The organism is Pararhizobium sp. LjRoot235, assembly GCF_964254145.1.
Taxonomy (GTDB): domain Bacteria; phylum Pseudomonadota; class Alphaproteobacteria; order Rhizobiales; family Rhizobiaceae; genus Pararhizobium.
Window position 1 is genome coordinate 743,119 of record NZ_CAXUSP020000002.1, and the last position, 15,886, is coordinate 759,004.

General features: G+C 58.6%; 14 protein-coding genes. 6 read left to right on the forward strand and 8 right to left on the reverse strand.

Features of this window, described 5'->3' with window-relative positions; all coding sequences use genetic code 11:
• Positions 1–223: 223 nt before the first annotated feature.
• From ACSQ2Z_RS24255 to ACSQ2Z_RS24270, 4 genes are read right to left on the reverse strand one after another with little or no spacing between them, the layout of a single operon-like run.
• Positions 224–1,027, reverse strand: coding sequence for an ABC transporter ATP-binding protein (locus ACSQ2Z_RS24255; protein ID WP_436083759.1), 804 nt, complete (start codon positions 1,025–1,027; stop codon positions 224–226).
• A gap of 12 nt (positions 1,028–1,039) precedes the next feature.
• A complete protein-coding gene (locus ACSQ2Z_RS24260) occupies positions 1,040–1,744 on the reverse strand; it encodes an ABC transporter permease (RefSeq protein WP_436083760.1) in 705 nt (234 codons plus the stop codon).
• Positions 1,744–2,469 (reverse strand): ABC transporter permease, encoded by a 726-nt coding sequence (locus ACSQ2Z_RS24265; RefSeq protein WP_436083761.1) that lies wholly within the window; start codon positions 2,467–2,469, stop codon positions 1,744–1,746. Before ACSQ2Z_RS24265 ends, ACSQ2Z_RS24260 begins: the two co-directional genes overlap by 1 nt.
• A gap of 30 nt (positions 2,470–2,499) precedes the next feature.
• On the reverse strand, positions 2,500–3,198 hold the full coding sequence (locus tag ACSQ2Z_RS24270; protein ID WP_436083762.1) for a GntR family transcriptional regulator: 699 nt from the start codon (positions 3,196–3,198) through the stop codon (positions 2,500–2,502).
• Between the two features lie 188 nt (positions 3,199–3,386).
• Here ACSQ2Z_RS24270 and speB point away from each other — a divergent pair, with 188 nt between their 5' ends.
• From speB to ACSQ2Z_RS24300, 6 genes are all read left to right on the forward strand, one after another.
• A complete protein-coding gene (gene speB, locus ACSQ2Z_RS24275; protein WP_436083763.1) occupies positions 3,387–4,442 on the forward strand; it encodes an agmatinase in 1,056 nt (351 codons plus the stop codon).
• A 65-nt stretch (positions 4,443–4,507) separates the two neighbouring features.
• Positions 4,508–5,350 (forward strand): lysine/arginine/ornithine ABC transporter substrate-binding protein, encoded by an 843-nt coding sequence (locus ACSQ2Z_RS24280; RefSeq protein ID WP_436083764.1) that lies wholly within the window; start codon positions 4,508–4,510, stop codon positions 5,348–5,350.
• 117 nt (positions 5,351–5,467) lie between these two features.
• Positions 5,468–6,850 carry an aspartate aminotransferase family protein gene (locus tag ACSQ2Z_RS24285; RefSeq protein WP_436083765.1) on the forward strand — a complete coding sequence of 461 codons (1,383 nt, stop codon included), beginning with the start codon at positions 5,468–5,470 and terminating at the stop codon, positions 6,848–6,850.
• 14 nt (positions 6,851–6,864) lie between these two features.
• Positions 6,865–8,457, forward strand: coding sequence for a gamma-glutamyltransferase (ggt, locus tag ACSQ2Z_RS24290; RefSeq protein ID WP_436083766.1), 1,593 nt, complete (start codon positions 6,865–6,867; stop codon positions 8,455–8,457).
• A 22-nt stretch (positions 8,458–8,479) separates the two neighbouring features.
• Complete coding sequence (locus ACSQ2Z_RS24295; RefSeq protein WP_436083767.1) at positions 8,480–9,913, forward strand: NAD-dependent succinate-semialdehyde dehydrogenase; 1,434 nt, start codon at positions 8,480–8,482, stop codon at positions 9,911–9,913.
• 23 nt (positions 9,914–9,936) lie between these two features.
• A complete protein-coding gene (locus ACSQ2Z_RS24300; RefSeq protein ID WP_436083768.1) occupies positions 9,937–10,902 on the forward strand; it encodes a bile acid:sodium symporter family protein in 966 nt (321 codons plus the stop codon).
• 120 nt (positions 10,903–11,022) lie between these two features.
• On the opposite strand, the gene ACSQ2Z_RS24305 is transcribed toward ACSQ2Z_RS24300, so the two are convergent.
• The 4 genes from ACSQ2Z_RS24305 to ACSQ2Z_RS24320 all read right to left on the reverse strand — a co-directional run bounded on the left by ACSQ2Z_RS24305 (position 11,023) and on the right by ACSQ2Z_RS24320 (position 15,842).
• Positions 11,023–13,563: an NAD-dependent epimerase/dehydratase family protein gene (locus ACSQ2Z_RS24305; RefSeq protein WP_436083769.1), complete on the reverse strand. Its 2,541-nt coding sequence runs from the start codon at positions 13,561–13,563 to the stop codon at positions 11,023–11,025.
• Positions 13,544–13,975: a hypothetical protein gene (locus ACSQ2Z_RS24310; protein ID WP_436083770.1), complete on the reverse strand. Its 432-nt coding sequence runs from the start codon at positions 13,973–13,975 to the stop codon at positions 13,544–13,546. The genes ACSQ2Z_RS24305 and ACSQ2Z_RS24310 overlap by 20 nt, the downstream gene beginning before the upstream one ends.
• A gap of 56 nt (positions 13,976–14,031) precedes the next feature.
• Complete coding sequence (locus ACSQ2Z_RS24315; protein ID WP_436083771.1) at positions 14,032–14,295, reverse strand: hypothetical protein; 264 nt, start codon at positions 14,293–14,295, stop codon at positions 14,032–14,034.
• A gap of 347 nt (positions 14,296–14,642) precedes the next feature.
• The gene (locus ACSQ2Z_RS24320; RefSeq protein ID WP_436080955.1) at positions 14,643–15,842 is read right to left on the reverse strand and encodes an IS256 family transposase; all 1,200 of its coding nucleotides are present in this window, start codon (positions 15,840–15,842) and stop codon (positions 14,643–14,645) included.
• Positions 15,843–15,886 lie beyond the last annotated feature (44 nt).

The following is a 15,886-nucleotide window of genomic DNA, read 5'->3' on the forward strand; positions in this document are numbered from 1 at the left end:
CCATGGGATAGTTATTGGCGACGCTGCGGCCTTTTTACCCAATTCCGCGTGCGTAAGCAGGTGGACTTCGCTGTCAGCTTTACGCCCAGTGATCCGGCATCATGCGGCATTACGCAATGCCTGGTTTCAATTGGAACCGAACGTAGTGAAGGTTGGATGGATTGCCCGGGCCAAAGACCGCGTCTGAGTTTGGACTTGGCAACGTCCTGTGCTGGCGCTTAGGCTACCGTTCATTCGACAAAAACTGCTTGAAACGGTCGGATTTTGGGTTCCGAAAAATTTCGCCAGGATCGCCTTCTTCCTCGACGACGCCTTTATGCAGAAACACAACTCTATTGGATACGTCGCGTGCAAACGCCATCTCGTGCGTGACGACGAGCATCGTTCGACCTTCTTCGGCCAGAGAGCGCATGACCTTCAGGACTTCACCAACAAGCTCCGGATCAAGTGCAGATGTCGGTTCGTCGAAGAGCATGACCTTTGGCCGCTGCGCGAGCGCACGCGCGATTGCCGCCCGTTGCTGTTGCCCTCCGGACAGGTGTGCTGGATAGTAATTTCTTTTGTCGGCGATACCGACCCGCTCAAGCAAAGCCTCCGCCTCTTCAACGCATTCGGCTCGATTGCGCTTTTGCACATGGACGGGTGCTTCGATCACGTTCTCAAGTATCGTCATGTGAGACCAGAGGTTAAAGCTCTGGAAGACCATTCCAATGTGTTCGCGAAGGCGGTCAACCTGTCGCCGATCGGCCGGCTGGGTCCTGTGCCGCCCCCTCGTCAGCGCGAACATTTCGCCGCCAATGCGGATTTCACCGCTATCGGGAACTTCGAGCATGTTGATGCATCTCAGCATCGTCGACTTTCCGGATCCGGACGAGCCGAGAATCGAGATCACGTCGCCTTCCTGAGCTTCCAGGGAAATCCCTTTCAAAACTTCAAGTGGACCAAAGCATTTACGCAGATCCTTAACTGAGACGGCGGCCATGCCATTCTTATTGTCGGCCGTTAGAAATATTCCCCTGTCAGACATGCGCACTCCCGTTTATGTCAAGGATGGTGGCCTCATACGAAGATGAGGCGAGAGCCAAAATTCGATGATCATCAGCAACCGCGTGACGAGGAAGGTAACGGCGAGATAAATCGCACCGGCGACAATGAAGACCTCAAAGGCGCGGAAGCTGTCGGCAATCAGCTTTCCCGCAAGGCCAGTGACTTCCATGATGGTGATGACAGACGCCAGCGCGGTCGCCTTGAGCATCAAGATGACTTCGTTGCCATAGGCTGGAAGCGCCTGCCGAATGGCGATTGGCAAGACGATGCGCCTGAACAGCAGCGGGCCTGACATGCCGCAGGCACGGGCTGCCTCCACCTGCTGAACGGAAACCGCCTGTAATCCTCCGCGGAATATCTCGCTTGTATAGGCCGCTGTGTTTAACGTCAGTGCGATCACTGCACACCAATACGGCTCACGAAAGATTACCCAAAGCCCCAGTTCCTGCAGCAGCGGCCGGAATTGTCCAAGGCCGTAGTAGATCAAAAACATCTGTACGAGCAGCGGCGACCCTCGAAAGACGAAAACGTAGCCCCGCGTGAAACCACGGCCGATCGGCCCCCCGGCCACCGCAACGAGCGAAATGACAAGAGCGAGGATACCGCCGGCAAGAATGGATGTCGCGGCAAGCTCCAATGTGAGCGGGAGACCTGGCAGCAGCGTGAGAAACGTCTCCCACATGAAGGCGAAGTCCATTACAAAGCCCTCCGGGTGCCACGTAGGGTTCTCGTTTCCAAGTGACGGAAAACGTTCGAGGATGCCCACGTGATGACGAGATATAGAACGACGGCGGTCAGGTAGAACTCGAAAGGTCGCCTGGTCGAACCGGCCGCGATCTGAGATTGACGCAGAAGTTCGACTAGTCCTGTAACGGAAATAAGCGCCGATTCCTTCAGCACGAGCTGCCAGGTATTGCCTAGTCCAGGGATGGCGTAGCGGAGAACCAGCGGCGCGATGATGCGACGAAACTTCGGCCAAGGCCGCATCCCGACAGCACTCGCCGCCTCAAGCTCGCCGCCGGCAACGGACTTGAAAGCGCCGCGAAACACTTCGGATTGGTAGGCCGCCGAAACGACGCCGAGAGCCAATGTGCCGGTAAGGAACGCCGGCATGCCAATGAAGCCTTGGTAGCCAAAGAGGCCGCCGACATACCCAAGAAATGCGCTCCCGCCGAAATAGAACAGGTAGATGACAAGAAGATCCGGCACACCGCGCAGGATGGTCGTATAACCATCTGCTAGCCACCGCAGAACAACGTAGCGCGATAGTTGCATGAACGTGATGACCGATCCAAGGATCGTACCCGTCAGGAAACCGCAAACGGAGACCCCCAGGGTCATAGCCGCCGCACTCAGGAGCAATGCACCCCAACCGATTTCACCAAACCCGACAAGCGCCACATATTTGTGAATGAGTTCCATTCGTATCTTGGCCTCTCCGCGCCTGGTGAGTTAATCCGCAGCCCGTCGATGCGCCCAAATACGCTGGAGCTTTGACATGTTCTTGAGTGAACTCTGAACGTGCGCGCGCGCAGCCGCCTCGGCCGCCTCGGGATCGCGCGCGCAGATGGCATCAGAGATGGCACGATGTTCGTCCAAATCGGTGTGCTCAAGATCCACCCAGAGAACCTCGAGCCACAGCGCCAGCCGCAGTTGTTGATACACTTGGTCGCTTAACCGAACGAGCGCATCGTTGCGCGTCGCCTCGAGGATTACCCGGTGGATGTAGAGCCCGAGATCGAGGTTTCGCGCCGCATCGGAAGGCGTGTCGTTCGCGCTCTCCTTGAGTTCGACCATCTGCACGATGACGCCGCGGAGCCTGTCGAGGTCTTCGTCCGTCGCCGTGGCGCACGCGAGCCGGGCCGCACACACATCGAGCGCCTCTCTGACAACCAAAAGATTGCAGAACGCGGTGATATCCAAATCCGAAACTGTGTAGCCAAGGTTTCTTTGGCCAACGACCAGACCTTCCTCTTCGAGCTTCATCAGCGCTTCACGAAGTGGCGTTCGGCTTACCCCAAACCTCTTTGCAAGCGTATTTTCAGATAGTCGTTCGGATGGGCGGAGTTGCCCGGTAAGGATCAAATCCTTCAGTTGAGCATACGTGGTTTCACGCAGCGAGCCGCGCGGCTCGTTTTTACTGAGTGTCAAGCCAATCCCCTTTCATCATCCCCAGACCCAAAATACAGGCCCCTGCGAAGACGATATCTTTTTTCCTCTTGCAGGATCAAGCGGAATACGAATATGTATACAATGTTGCCCACAACATTCAATCGAATTTTGTCGACAAGTGACAATCGGTACAACCGAACGGGCATAAGGGCGAACGGAGGACTTGCATGCCGGAGATATTATCGATCGAGGAACTCCGTGCCCGGTATGAGAACGCATCCGGGGCTGACATTTTCGATCCAGAGTTTCGCAAAGTTGCGGACCTGGTCTTCGGGGAAGGCGATAACCGCCAGGCCCCCTATTGCGGCGTTCCAACTTTGCTGAAGGCCCCTCTTCGGCAAGATGCTGCTCCTCGTTTTACAGACATCGATGTCGCGCTTCTGGGGATCCCGTTGGATCTAGGCGTAACGAACCGCCCGGGCGCACGTTTCGGTCCGCGCGCGGTTCGCAACGTCGAGAGAGTTGGGCCCTATGATCACGTGCTGCGCTCGGTTCCCGCTGCGCACGTCCGTGTCGCAGATGTGGGTGATGTGCCCTTTCGCAGCCGATTTGATCTGACCAGTTCGCACGAGGATATAGAGCGGTATGTTCGCAGCATCGTCGAGGCTGGGGTCGTGCCGCTCTCGGTCGGCGGTGATCACTCGATAGGACTGCCATTGCTTCGCGCCGTTGGTCGCGATCGTCCGGTTGGCATGATCCACATCGATGCTCATTGCGATACGAGCGGCTCGTTTGAAGGCTGCAAGTTTCACCATGGCGGTCCATTCCGACAAGCCGTACTCGACGGCGTGTTGGATCCCCGCCGGACTATACAGATCGGCATTCGCGGCAATTCGGAATATCTCTGGGAGTTCTCCTACGCCTCCGGAATGACAGTTATTCACGCCGAGGAGGTTGAGGAATTCGGCATCAAACGGGTGATCGAAAAAGCCCGCGCGATAGCGGGCGGTGGCCCGACCTATGTCAGCTTTGACGTGGACGCCCTGGATCCGGCATTTGCTTCGGGCACCGGCACACCGGAAATCGGCGGGCTCACCTCCACGCAGGCGCTTGGCATCCTTCGCGGTCTGTCCGGTCTCGACATTGTCGGCGGTGACGTTGTTGAGATCGCCCCTCAATACGATCCGACAACAAACACGGCGCACGCCGCCGCTCAAGTTTTGTTCGAACTCCTCTGCCTTGCCGCAGAGGCGATAAGGATCCGCGTGTCCGGCAAGGATTGAGCCCTCACGCTGATCAAAAGCAACCGCCGCTCGACAACGAGCGGCAAACCAAAAAGGGGAATAAAATGAAGAAAAGCAAACTTGCACTCGCCAGCCTCGTTCTTGGCACCGTTGCTGCGAGCAGCGCCCATGCCCAGAGCAAGCCAACCGAGATCACCATTGCCACTGAAGGCGCCTACGAGCCCTGGAACTTTACCGGGCCCGACGGGAAGCTTGCCGGCTTTGAAGTCGATCTCGCCAATGATCTTTGCGCACGCATGAAAATCAAATGCAACATTGTTGCGCAGGACTGGGACGGGCTCATCCCATCGCTGACTGCCAAGAAGTTCGATGCCATCATGGCATCGATGATCGTCACCGAGAAACGCCTTGCCGTCATCTCTTTCAGCGAGCCTTACGCTCCAACCGCGGCAGCCATGATGGTTGAAAAGTCTGGCCCGCTCGCAAATCTGCCCGGCACCGGAACGACTATTGACCTCGCAGGCGACAAAACAAAGGTCGAACAAGAATTGCAGCCCCTTCGCGACGCGCTGAAAGGCAAGGCGGTTGGCGCGCAGGTCTCCACGGCAAACGTGGCTTTCCTTGACACTTATTTCAAGGGTGTCGTCGACCAGCGCGAATACAAGACCGTCGAGCAACACGACCTCGATCTGCAGGCGGGTCGAATCGACGCTGTCGTGGCACAAAAGACATCGCTGACCGCGACGCTCTCGAAAGAGGATTTCAAGGACTACACGATTGCTGGGCCAACCTTCACCGGCGGGGTATTCGGTCAAGGAATTGCTGCCGGCCTGCGCAAGGACGACACCGAGCTGAAAGCGATGTTCGATGAGGCGATCGGCGCCGCAAAGGCTGACGGAACAATCAACAAGCTCTCAAAAAAATGGATGAAGATCGGCCTCGAATAATCGACCGATCCCTTTCCGACCCGAAAAACTACGGCCGTCGAGCGCTCAAGCTGCTCGGCGGCGGCATGAGACTGCTGCGAGTTTTCAACGCGCCTAGATCACCACTGGAGGGCTATCGTGACCATTCTTCTCAATTCCCTGGAAGCGCGCGACGCGGCGTTTGTCCTTCATCCCTATACCAATGCGTCACAGCATTTGAAGGACGGCCCGCTTATCATTTCCAAGGGTGAAGGAATTTACATAATCGACAGCGACGGCAATAAGTATATCGAAGGACTCGGTGGACTGTTCTGCGCTTCGCTTGGCTTTAGCGAGCAACGGCTCGTCGACGCTGCGACACGGCAAATGCAGGAATTGCCGTTCTATCACAGCTTTGGTGGCAAGTCGCATGAGACGGCCATCGAACTCGCAGAGCGGCTGATCCGCCTGGCTCCGGTCCCCATGTCGAAGGTGTTCTTCGCCAATTCTGGTTCAGAGGCCAACGACACCGCCCTGAAACTTGTCTGGTACTACCACAATGCCATCGGCATGCCGGAAAAGAAAAAGGTCATCTCCCGTTGGCGAGCCTATCATGGGGTAACAATTGCCTCGGCAAGCCTGACGGGGCTTCCCAACAACCATCGTGATTTCGATTTGCCGATCGACCGGGTTCTCCATACTGACTGCCCGGAATATTATCGCTATGGCCGTCCGGGCGAAACCGAGGAGGAATTTGCGACCCGTTGCGCGGTTTCGCTTGAAGAACTGATCCTTGCCGAAGGGCCTGAGACGATCGGCGCCTTCTTCGCTGAGCCGCTGATGGCGTCCGGCGGCTGCATCGTTCCGCCGCCGACCTATTATGAGAAGATCCAGGCTATTCTGAAGAAGTACGACATTCTGCTGATTGCTGATGAGGTGATCTGTGGTTTCGGCCGGCTCGGCACGATGTTCGGCTCCGAGAGTTTCGGGCTGCGCCCCGACATGATCGTCATGGCCAAGCAGCTTTCGGCGGCATACCAGCCGATCTCCGCGCTGATGGTCAACGAGAAGGTCCACGCGGCCATCGTCGCCGAGAGCGAGAAGATCGGAACCTTCGGGCACGGCTTCACCTATAGCGGGCACCCGGTTGCCACTGCCGTCGCATTGGAAACCCTAAAAATCTACGAGGAGCGCGACATCGTCGGGCATGTGCAAGACGTGGCGCCGCTCTTTCAACGAAGACTCCGCGCGCTCAGTGAACATCCGCTCGTCGGAAACGCGCGCGGACGCGGCCTGATCGGTACGCTGGAGCTTGTTCGCAACAAGGAAACCAAGGAGCCTTTCAAACCGGGGGACGGTATCGCGATCCATGCTGGCAAGAGGGCACAAGTGCACGGCGTCGTTACGCGTGCGCTCGGCGACAACTATTCTCTTTGTCCTCCCCTCATCATCACGGAAGCACAGATCAACGACATGTTCGACCGCTCCGAGAGGGCCCTTGACGACACCTACACCTGGGCGCGCGCCAATAATCTCTATTGATAAAGGAAGATAGCATGCGGAACTTCGAACAACCGGGGCGCTCGATTGCCGTTGGCCGCAGCGGCATGGCTGCAACCTCCCATCCCATGGCAACCTTGACGGCGATCGACATCCTCAAAAGTGGCGGCAAGGCCATAGATGCTGCGGTGGCAGCCTGTGCCGTCCAGTGCGTGGTCGAGGCGGGCTCCACCGGTATTGGCGGGGATTGCTTCGCGTTGTTCGCACCCAACGGTGGCGACCAGGTGATCGCCTTTAATGGGTCTGGCCGAACGCCAGCGGCAACGGACTTGAAATGGTTCAAGGACCAAGGCGTTTCCGAGATCACGCGGTCGTCGCCTCATGCGGTGACCATTCCAGGCGCCGTCGACGCATGGACGCGCCTCGTCGCAGATCATGGTCGCATGTCGATGGCCGATATCTTGGCGCCAGCGATCGCGCTTGCGCGTGACGGCTATGGCATTACGCCGCGCGTTTCCGCCGACATTTCGCATCAGCGCGCCATGCTCGCACTCGACCCGTCGACCCGCCGCATTTTCCTCGATAATGATGAAGTCCCCGCAGTTGGATCCATCCAGCGCCAGCCGGAACTCGCCGAGACGTTGTCGGCGATCGGCAGCCACGGCCGAGATGCTTTTTATCGCGGTGACGTCGCCGAAGACATGGTCTCTTATCTTCGCTCGCTTGGCGGTCTGCACACCATCGCGGATTTCTCTTCCGCCACGGGAGAATATGTCACACCTATCAGCACGACCTATCGCGGATGGACGGTGCATGAATGCCCTCCGAATGGACAAGGCATCATCGCGCTGATGATCCTCAAGATTCTCGAACGTTTCACGCCGTCGGGGCATCCTTTAAACGCCGACAATCTGCACATTGAAGTCGAGGCGACCAGGCTTGCCTATGCTGCTCGCGAACGCTGGTTGGCAGACGCGGCAACGTCAAACGTCCCGGTCGATTTTCTTCTATCAGACGAACTGGCCGACAGCCTTGCCTCAAAGATCAAACCGAATGAAGTTTGCGATGCTGGCGGTCTCATCGACGGCGTCGAGCACTCCGACACGGTCTACATCTCGGTGGTCGACAAAGACCGCAATGCAGTCAGCTTCATCAATTCGATTTTCCATCCTTACGGCAGTGGCCTTATGGCACCGAAGTCGGGGGTGCTTTTTCACAATCGCAGCCAGAGTTTCGTACTCGCGGAGGGGCATCCAAATGCGATCGGCCCGCGCAAGAGGCCGATGCACACGATCATCCCGGCGATGGTGACGCGAAACGGCAAGGCAACCCTCTCGTTCGGTGTTATGGGCGGTCACTATCAAGCAATGGGACATGCGCACTTTTTATCGAAGCTGTTCGATTATGGCATGGACATCCAATCGGCGGTCGACCTTCCTCGTCTGTTCCCCCTCCCCGGCACCGTGACCATTGAAGCCGAGGAAACAATCCGAACCGCGATCGGCGAAAATCTCCGGGGCCGAGGCTTCAAGGTGATCCCACCGAAATGGGCCATCGGCGGGGCACAGGCGGTCTGGATCGATCATCAACTCGGAACCCTGCTCGGCGCGTCTGATCATCGCAAGGACGGTTGCGCCCTCGGGTACTGATTTCAGAACATCGGAGAACGTGATGTCCGACTATCCACAAACTCAACTCCATATCGGCGGCATCTGGCGCGACGGCTCCAAGGAGCGCATTTCGATCGTCAATCCTGCCTCCGATGCGATCATTGGAACCGTAGCAAATGCCGGGCGGGATGACCTTGACGAAGCCCTTGCAACAGCCGCAACCGGGTTCACGGTCTGGTCTCAATTCAGCGCATTCGAACGCGCCAAGCTATTGCACAGCGCTGCCCAATTCCTGCGGGACCGGGTTGAGAAGATCGCGAGAATGATGACCCTTGAACAGGGGAAGCCAGTCGCGGAATCCAGATCAGAGACTTTGGCAGCAGCCGATACGATCGATTGGTTCGCCGAGGAGGCGCGGCGCGCGTATGGCCGGGTGGTCCCTGCTCGGTCTCTCAATGTTCGCCAGATCGTCATCAAGGAGCCGGTCGGTCCGGTCGCCGCGTTCAGCCCCTGGAATTTTCCGTTGAACCAGGCCGTGCGCAAGGTGGCTGCTGGTCTTGCGGCTGGCTGCTCCGTCATTCTCAAAGGACCGGAAGAAACACCGGCGAGTTGTGCCGAACTTGTCCGCGCGTTCGCCGATGCTGGCCTGCCTGCCGGCGTGCTCAATCTTGTCTATGGCGTACCCGCTGATATCTCCAACCACCTCATTCCCCATCCGATCATTCGCAAGATCTCGTTCACGGGTTCGACGGCTGTCGGCAAACAGCTTGCCGCACTCGCAGGTGCGCATATGAAGCGGGTGACCATGGAACTTGGCGGTCACGCGCCGGCAATCGTGTTCGACGATGCCGACGTCGATCTGGCGGTCCGGATCTTGGCTGGTGCGAAATTCCGCAATGCGGGACAGGTTTGCGTTGCCCCGACCCGCTTCCTCATACAGGAGAAGGTCTATGCCAAATTCCTCGATGGCTTCGTCAAGGCGGCCGAAGCGATCACGGTTGGCAATGGATTGGATGACGACGTCACAATGGGGCCGCTTGCTAACGGGAGGCGGGTCGAGGCAATGGAAGAACTGACGGCCGATGCTGTCGCGTGCGGTGGAAAGATCGCTACCGGCGGAGAGCGGATTGGAAACCAAGGATATTTCTACAGACCTACAGTGCTTTCCGACGTGCCCCTCGGCGCCCGGGTGTTGAACGAGGAACCGTTCGGCCCAATTGCCGTGGTGAGCCCTTTTTCGACCTATGAAGCTGCAATTGAGGAAGCCAACCGCCTCCCCTATGGCCTGGCGGCGTATGCTTATACCACGTCCGCGAAAACAAGTGCGGCACTCGGCCGCGACGTACAAAGCGGAATGCTGTCAATCAATCATCATGGTCTGGCGCTGCCGGAGCTTCCCTTTGGCGGCATAAAGGACTCGGGCTATGGGTCCGAAGGCGGAACCGAGGCGATGGACAATTTCTTCAATTCCAAGCTGATTACAGAATCCATCTGACCAATTGAATGCGAGGAAGCATCATGCGCCGCCTTTTGCCCGACACGTTCACGATCCTCCTCGTCTGCAGCGTCGCCCTTGCCTCGCTGCTTCCGGCAAGCGGCAGTTTTGCCGACTATTTTGGGATCGCGACCAGCTTCGCCATCGGATTGCTTTTCTTCCTGCATGGCGCGCGCCTGTCCACTGATGTTGTCATCGCCGGCATCCTTCATTGGCGCCTGCATCTCGTCATTCTTCTGACGACATTCGGCGTTTTCCCCTTGCTTGGCATGGCGCTGGGCCTCATCCCCGATTCGGTCCTTCCACAGCCGCTTTATCTCGGCGTCCTCTTCCTGTGCGTCCTACCGTCGACGGTGCAGTCTTCAATCGCATTCACCTCAATGGCCGGCGGCAATGTTCCGGCTGCGATTTGCTCGGCTTCGGCTTCCAATATATTCGGTATGTTGCTGACGCCGCTGCTTGTTGGCTTGCTCTTTTCCGTCGGCGGCCATGGCGGTTTTTCCTGGAATGTCTTGCAGAATATCCTTTTGCAACTGCTTGCGCCTTTTGTCATCGGGCAGATCCTGCAGCCATGGATCGGGAAATGGATCCGCTCGAAGAAGAAAATCCTCGCGCCCGTCGACCGAGGTTCAATCCTGATGGTTGTCTATCTCGCCTTCAGTCAGGCCGTGGTGGAGGGACTGTGGCAGCTCTACTCGCTGCGAGACATCGCGATCGTTGTCGGGCTCGACATGCTGCTGCTCGCCTTTGTGCTGACCTTCGCCATGCGCGGCAGCCGCGTTATGGGTTTCAGCAAGCCAGACCAGATCACCATCACATTTTGTGGATCGAAGAAGAGCCTTGCCAGTGGCGTACCAATGGCAGGCGTCATCTTCGCCGGGCAGTCGATCGGTGCGATCGTCCTGCCCCTCATGCTCTTTCACCAGATCCAATTGATGGTTTGCGCAGTAATCGCTCAGAAATATGCTGCTTCCGCTGCTACCGCATGACAAGTGCAGAGCGGGAACATGTGACCGGAAATACCAACTAGAGCCATACGGCCGAGATGCCGGCGTCGCAGGCCGTGGCAAACGAATGACGGTCGGAATTGCCAATATTCTGACACGCCTTCAGACAATTGCCCGGTCCCAGCCGCCATAGTGCTCGTCACTGCGCTTCCCACGCGATAGGCTGAGCGCGACCAGCGCCAGACCGATCGCCAGGTTGGCCAAGGTGCCTGCAATATTGCCGCCCGCAAGCAGGAACGGCGATATCGCCACCCAAGCGCCGAGCGCCACGTTGAGAAAGCGCACCGGGCGGACGACCTCCGCCATTGCCGTGACTGCGGTTAATATGACGAGGCACCCGGCGACATGATCACTGAAGTAGAGCGGCGGATCACTGCCGACGATGAGTGGCGTCATGATGAGGATTGCGCCAAGCAGAACGCTCGCCGTCAGCGTCCAGGGATAATTGACACCGCTTGTCATGAACTCCTTCAGCAGTTGCGAGGCCGGACGATCAAGATCGGGCTTCGGGGTCTGGTTTTCCGAAAGCGCGGGCCCGCCCATCCAGAATGTCCGCCAGAACGGTTCGCCCGCCCTCCTGGCTCGCCACAGATATTGGATAGTCGCCAGTACCTCGTCGACCGAATACGGGATCAACACGATGGTGACGGCGGCCTGCACGATGCAGAGCGTGCACAGCGCGCCAATCAGCGGCGGTTGGATGATGATGAACGAAACACTCACTGCGCCCAGCGGGACGATCAGCAAGCCGAACAGCAGCACCATCCAGGGCATGGTACGCCAGCGTCGGCGATCGCCGATCGCGCCGGCGAGGATATCGAGCCCGTAGGCAAAGGCGCCGAGACCGGCATCGGCGACTGGAAAACCTTTTGACACCCACGATGTCACGACAGCTTCGCTACCATTGCGAACGGGTGCCCCGCCCGGTCCAAAGAACGGATCCCAGAGGCCGTCGATGTGGCCCATCTGATAGGCGGCGAGATAGCGCGAAACGAACAAGCCAACGAAAGCGAGCGCCACGATCGGGATGCGCTGGGTGAAAGAGGATGGCGAATAGCTCCAGCCGAGCGGACGATCGTCGTCCGCCGCAAGCGCCCGCGTACTGATCCCTGGTGTTGGTGCAATCATGACGGCGAATGCAATGATCAACATGCCAACCAGCGGGTCGGCTGCGTAGGCGGCCGCACTTGGCGTCCAGAAGACGAGCGGGGCGAACATGATCCAGATGCCGACACCCGCAGTGATCCATTGCGCCCACGACCAGCGGCGATACATGCCCAGAAGCGCGAATGTCACCACGAGAGAGCCGGACATTACCTCGCTTGCCCCGAGCCGCCCGTCGCGGACAGCCGGCTCTGCGATCTCGTGCCCCAGGGCAGGCGGCGGCGGTACGACGATCGGATCAAAAAGCCCGAGCGTCATCGGCGAGCTAACGAGCCACAGTCCCAGGGCGACATTTGCCAGCGGCGCCCAAAGTGTCCGGCGCCGGTGTCGCTCCACGGCCGCCTCGACCTCTCCGTTGCTCCGTTCAAGCGGCGCGCGCAGCCTTCTGGCTGCTTCGTCGATCTCCGGCTCGGACGCGGCCACAACAGAGGGTTCCAGCTTGTTCTTCGCATACCAGGCGGTCGGATCTTCTTTCAGCCGCCGGATCATTTCCGGCAGCGTGGCGGCGAGGCTGTGCCTCGGCTCCCAGGCAAGCAGGGCGCGCGCCCGGGAAATGTCGATCTCGTAATGGTCGTCCGAGGTATCAAGCATCCAGGGCTTGATGTCGGTATCCTGATCCAATACCTCCGTCTGGACCCATGCCCCACTCTTGGCGAGGCTCTTCGGCAGGACGAAGGTGCGCCAGTCCTCATCGTGAAGCAACCGGCCGATACGTGTCTGCAGTTCCCCATAGGAGAGGGATTCTTCCTCGCCGATCAGCATCACGCTCTCATCCGGAAGCTCGGTGCGACGCTCGACGGCGCGCACGACTGCATCGACAAGGTCGTCCTTGTGCAGATAGGGCTGACCTGCACCGAGATCGCCGCTGAACAGGTAAGCAGTCGGAAGCCGCTCGAAAATACGGGCGATCTGTTGTGCGATGAAGGTAGCGCGGCAGTCCTCGTCGTAGACACCGGCAAGTCGCAGGATCGCGGTCTTGATCTTGCCGCGCTCGTTCTCGACCACCGATTCAGTCTCTGCTTTCGACTGCGGATAGGCCCAAGAAGGCTCGAGCCGAGAGTTCTCGTTGATCCTTGCGCCTTTACGCGGGCTCGGAGCATGCACCAGCAAGGTGCTGGCGAAGATAAACTGCTCGATCTTGATTGTTTGCAACGCGGCGAGCAGCCGGCGCGTTCCCTGCACATTGACCGCATCGTATTTTTGGCTGCTCTTGCCGGTTGTGTCAAAGTAGGCGGCGAGATGGATCACCGAGACCAGCCGACCACCGCTCCGCTCGCGCATCACCTCCACCGCCTGCCGCACGCTATCGTCGGAGGTGAGGTCGACTGCGATCGTCTCGAAGCTGTCCGAGGGTTTCGAAGCGGCCAGGTCGAAACCCAACAAACGGTATCGATCTCCCAAAGCCTGACCGATCGCCTGTCCAAGGAAGCCGGTCGATCCCGTGATAAGAATGGTCGGTCTATTTGTCTCTTTCGGCATGTCGAAACCTTTGCGGGAACTCCTCGCAAACGTCTCTTCCAAAGAGAAGGTTCCACCGAGCCGTGTCTTGCCGGTAGAACCGCGCGGTGGCGAAAGAGCTTGCACAAGCCCTCGGCATCCTTGGAGATAACCGGATAGATCTCGCTATAGGTGCCTCAAGATAGGTATTGGCGACCATGCCCGTTCCATGCAATCGGCGCGGAATGGCGAGGCGCCGGACGAGATTTGATTGCGTTATCGAAGGAGGGTGCGTCGGCTGCAGATGGCCGATCGCGCGAATGACGCGCAGCGCCTGCGGCTGGTGACGCGGCACAAGAGGTGTCAACGCTTCGATCGCGAGAATACGGTCATCATCAAGAGGAACGGGACCACAAAAAAACTCGCCGCCGTGGACTACGCGGGGTCCGGTCACCAATACCCGGCCGATGTTGCCGCAAACACTGCACCGCAAGAGCTAGCCGATCTTTGTCAAGGACGATTGACAAACTTGTTGAAACGGCTGGTATCGCCGCTTTCCGTCCGGTCCTGATAAAGGAAGGCAAGCGCGTTTTCATCGAAGATCTGAAAGAACTCGTCCCAGGAAATTTCTTCGAGTGTTTCTTCAGGCGCTCCGAAATCGATCCGCAACACCCCACCTTCCTTGGCGCCTTTAACGCGCGAGGGGCGGCCGTTGCGGGCCTCGACCCATTTCTGAATCTTGCTGTGATCGGTTGTGGTGTGTGACGCTGTCATCGTAGTCTCCATTGCGCCCGGCCGCCCAACGAAGGTTGCTGGGCCATCAGTTCATCGCTTTTTATGTTGGCTCTCCTGGCTTCGTCCCCGCACCAAACCGCGATCCTCGTCCTGGACGGCCGCACCTTGCTTGAGATTTCTTCCGCGGGCTGATGCACTGCGAGCGGCCGGAGACTTTTTGAGGTCCGCGGCGGCGTCGAAGCGCTCTTCGCCAAGCGCCAACGCGCTCCAAATGCGTCGAACTCGCCGAGCCGAGAAATGTTCCGGTATTTCGCGCGATCGTGTCCCTGGAGGTGGTGTAGGTCGCGGCTGAAGGCCGTGCTTTCCGACATAGGGCCGGAGGGATATCAGCGGGCCACAGCGGGCAGACTGATTTGCGGATCATCGCTCATTTGCGCCATGGTCTCAAGTGTCAGGTACCGGGCGCGTTGGACGGCCCATTCGTCATTCTGTTCGAGCAGCAATGCGCCGACGAGGCGGACGATGGCTTCGTCATTCGGAAAGATGCCAACGACCTCGGTGCGGCGCTTGATTTCGCCGTTGAGACGCTCGATTGGATTCGTCGAATGCAGCTTTGCCCGGTGCTCTTTCGGGAAGGTCATGTAGGCGAGCACATCCTCTTCGGCATTGTCCATGATGGTGGCGAGCTTTGGAACTTTCGGCCTGATCTGATCGGCGACGCTGCGCCATTGAGCGCTGGCTGCCTCCGAGGTCTCCTGGGCGAAGGCCGTTGCGATGAAGGCGGATACGACGCGCCTGCCGCTCTTTCCGGCATGTGCCAGGACGTTCCTCATGAAGTGGACCCGGCATCTTTGCCAGGTGGCATTGAGAACCTTGGTGACAGCCGCCTTGAGGCCTTCATGCGCATCGGAGACGACAAGCTTCACGCCACGCAATCCTCGGCGGGTCAGCCGGCGCAGGAACTCTGTCCAGATCGGCTCGGCTTCGGACGTGCCGACTTCCATACCAAGGACCTCACGCCGCCCGTCGCTGTTGACGCCGACGGCGATGATGACGGCGACGGAAACGATGCGCCCGCCGCGGCGGACCTTCAGATAGGTGGCATCGATCCAGATGTATGGCCAGTCACCTTCAATCGGCCTGTCGAGGAACGCCTTCACCTTGACGTCGATCTCCTCGCATAGCCGCGATACCTGGCTCTTGGAGATGCCGCTCATGCCCATGGCTTTGACCAGATCATCAACCGAGCGCGTCGAGATGCCTTGAATATAGGCTTCCTGAATGACGGCCGTCAGAGCCTTCTCCGCCATTCGACGCGGCTCTAGAAAGCTTGGGAAGTAGCTGCCCTTGCGCAACTTAGGAATGCGCAGCTCGACGGTTCCGGCCCGCGTCTCCCAGTCCCGGTCACGGTAGCCGTTGCGCTGGGCGAGCCGCATCGGGCTCTTCTCACCGAAACCAGCACCGGTCGCGCCGCCAACCTCCAGCTCCATCAACCGCTCGGCCGCAAAGCCAATCATCTCGCGTAACAAATCCGCATCGGCGCTCTTTTCAACAAGCGAACGCACGTTCATCATGTCATTGGTCATCGGTGATCTTTCCATCAGGTTGGTCTTGAACAACCCGACCCTAA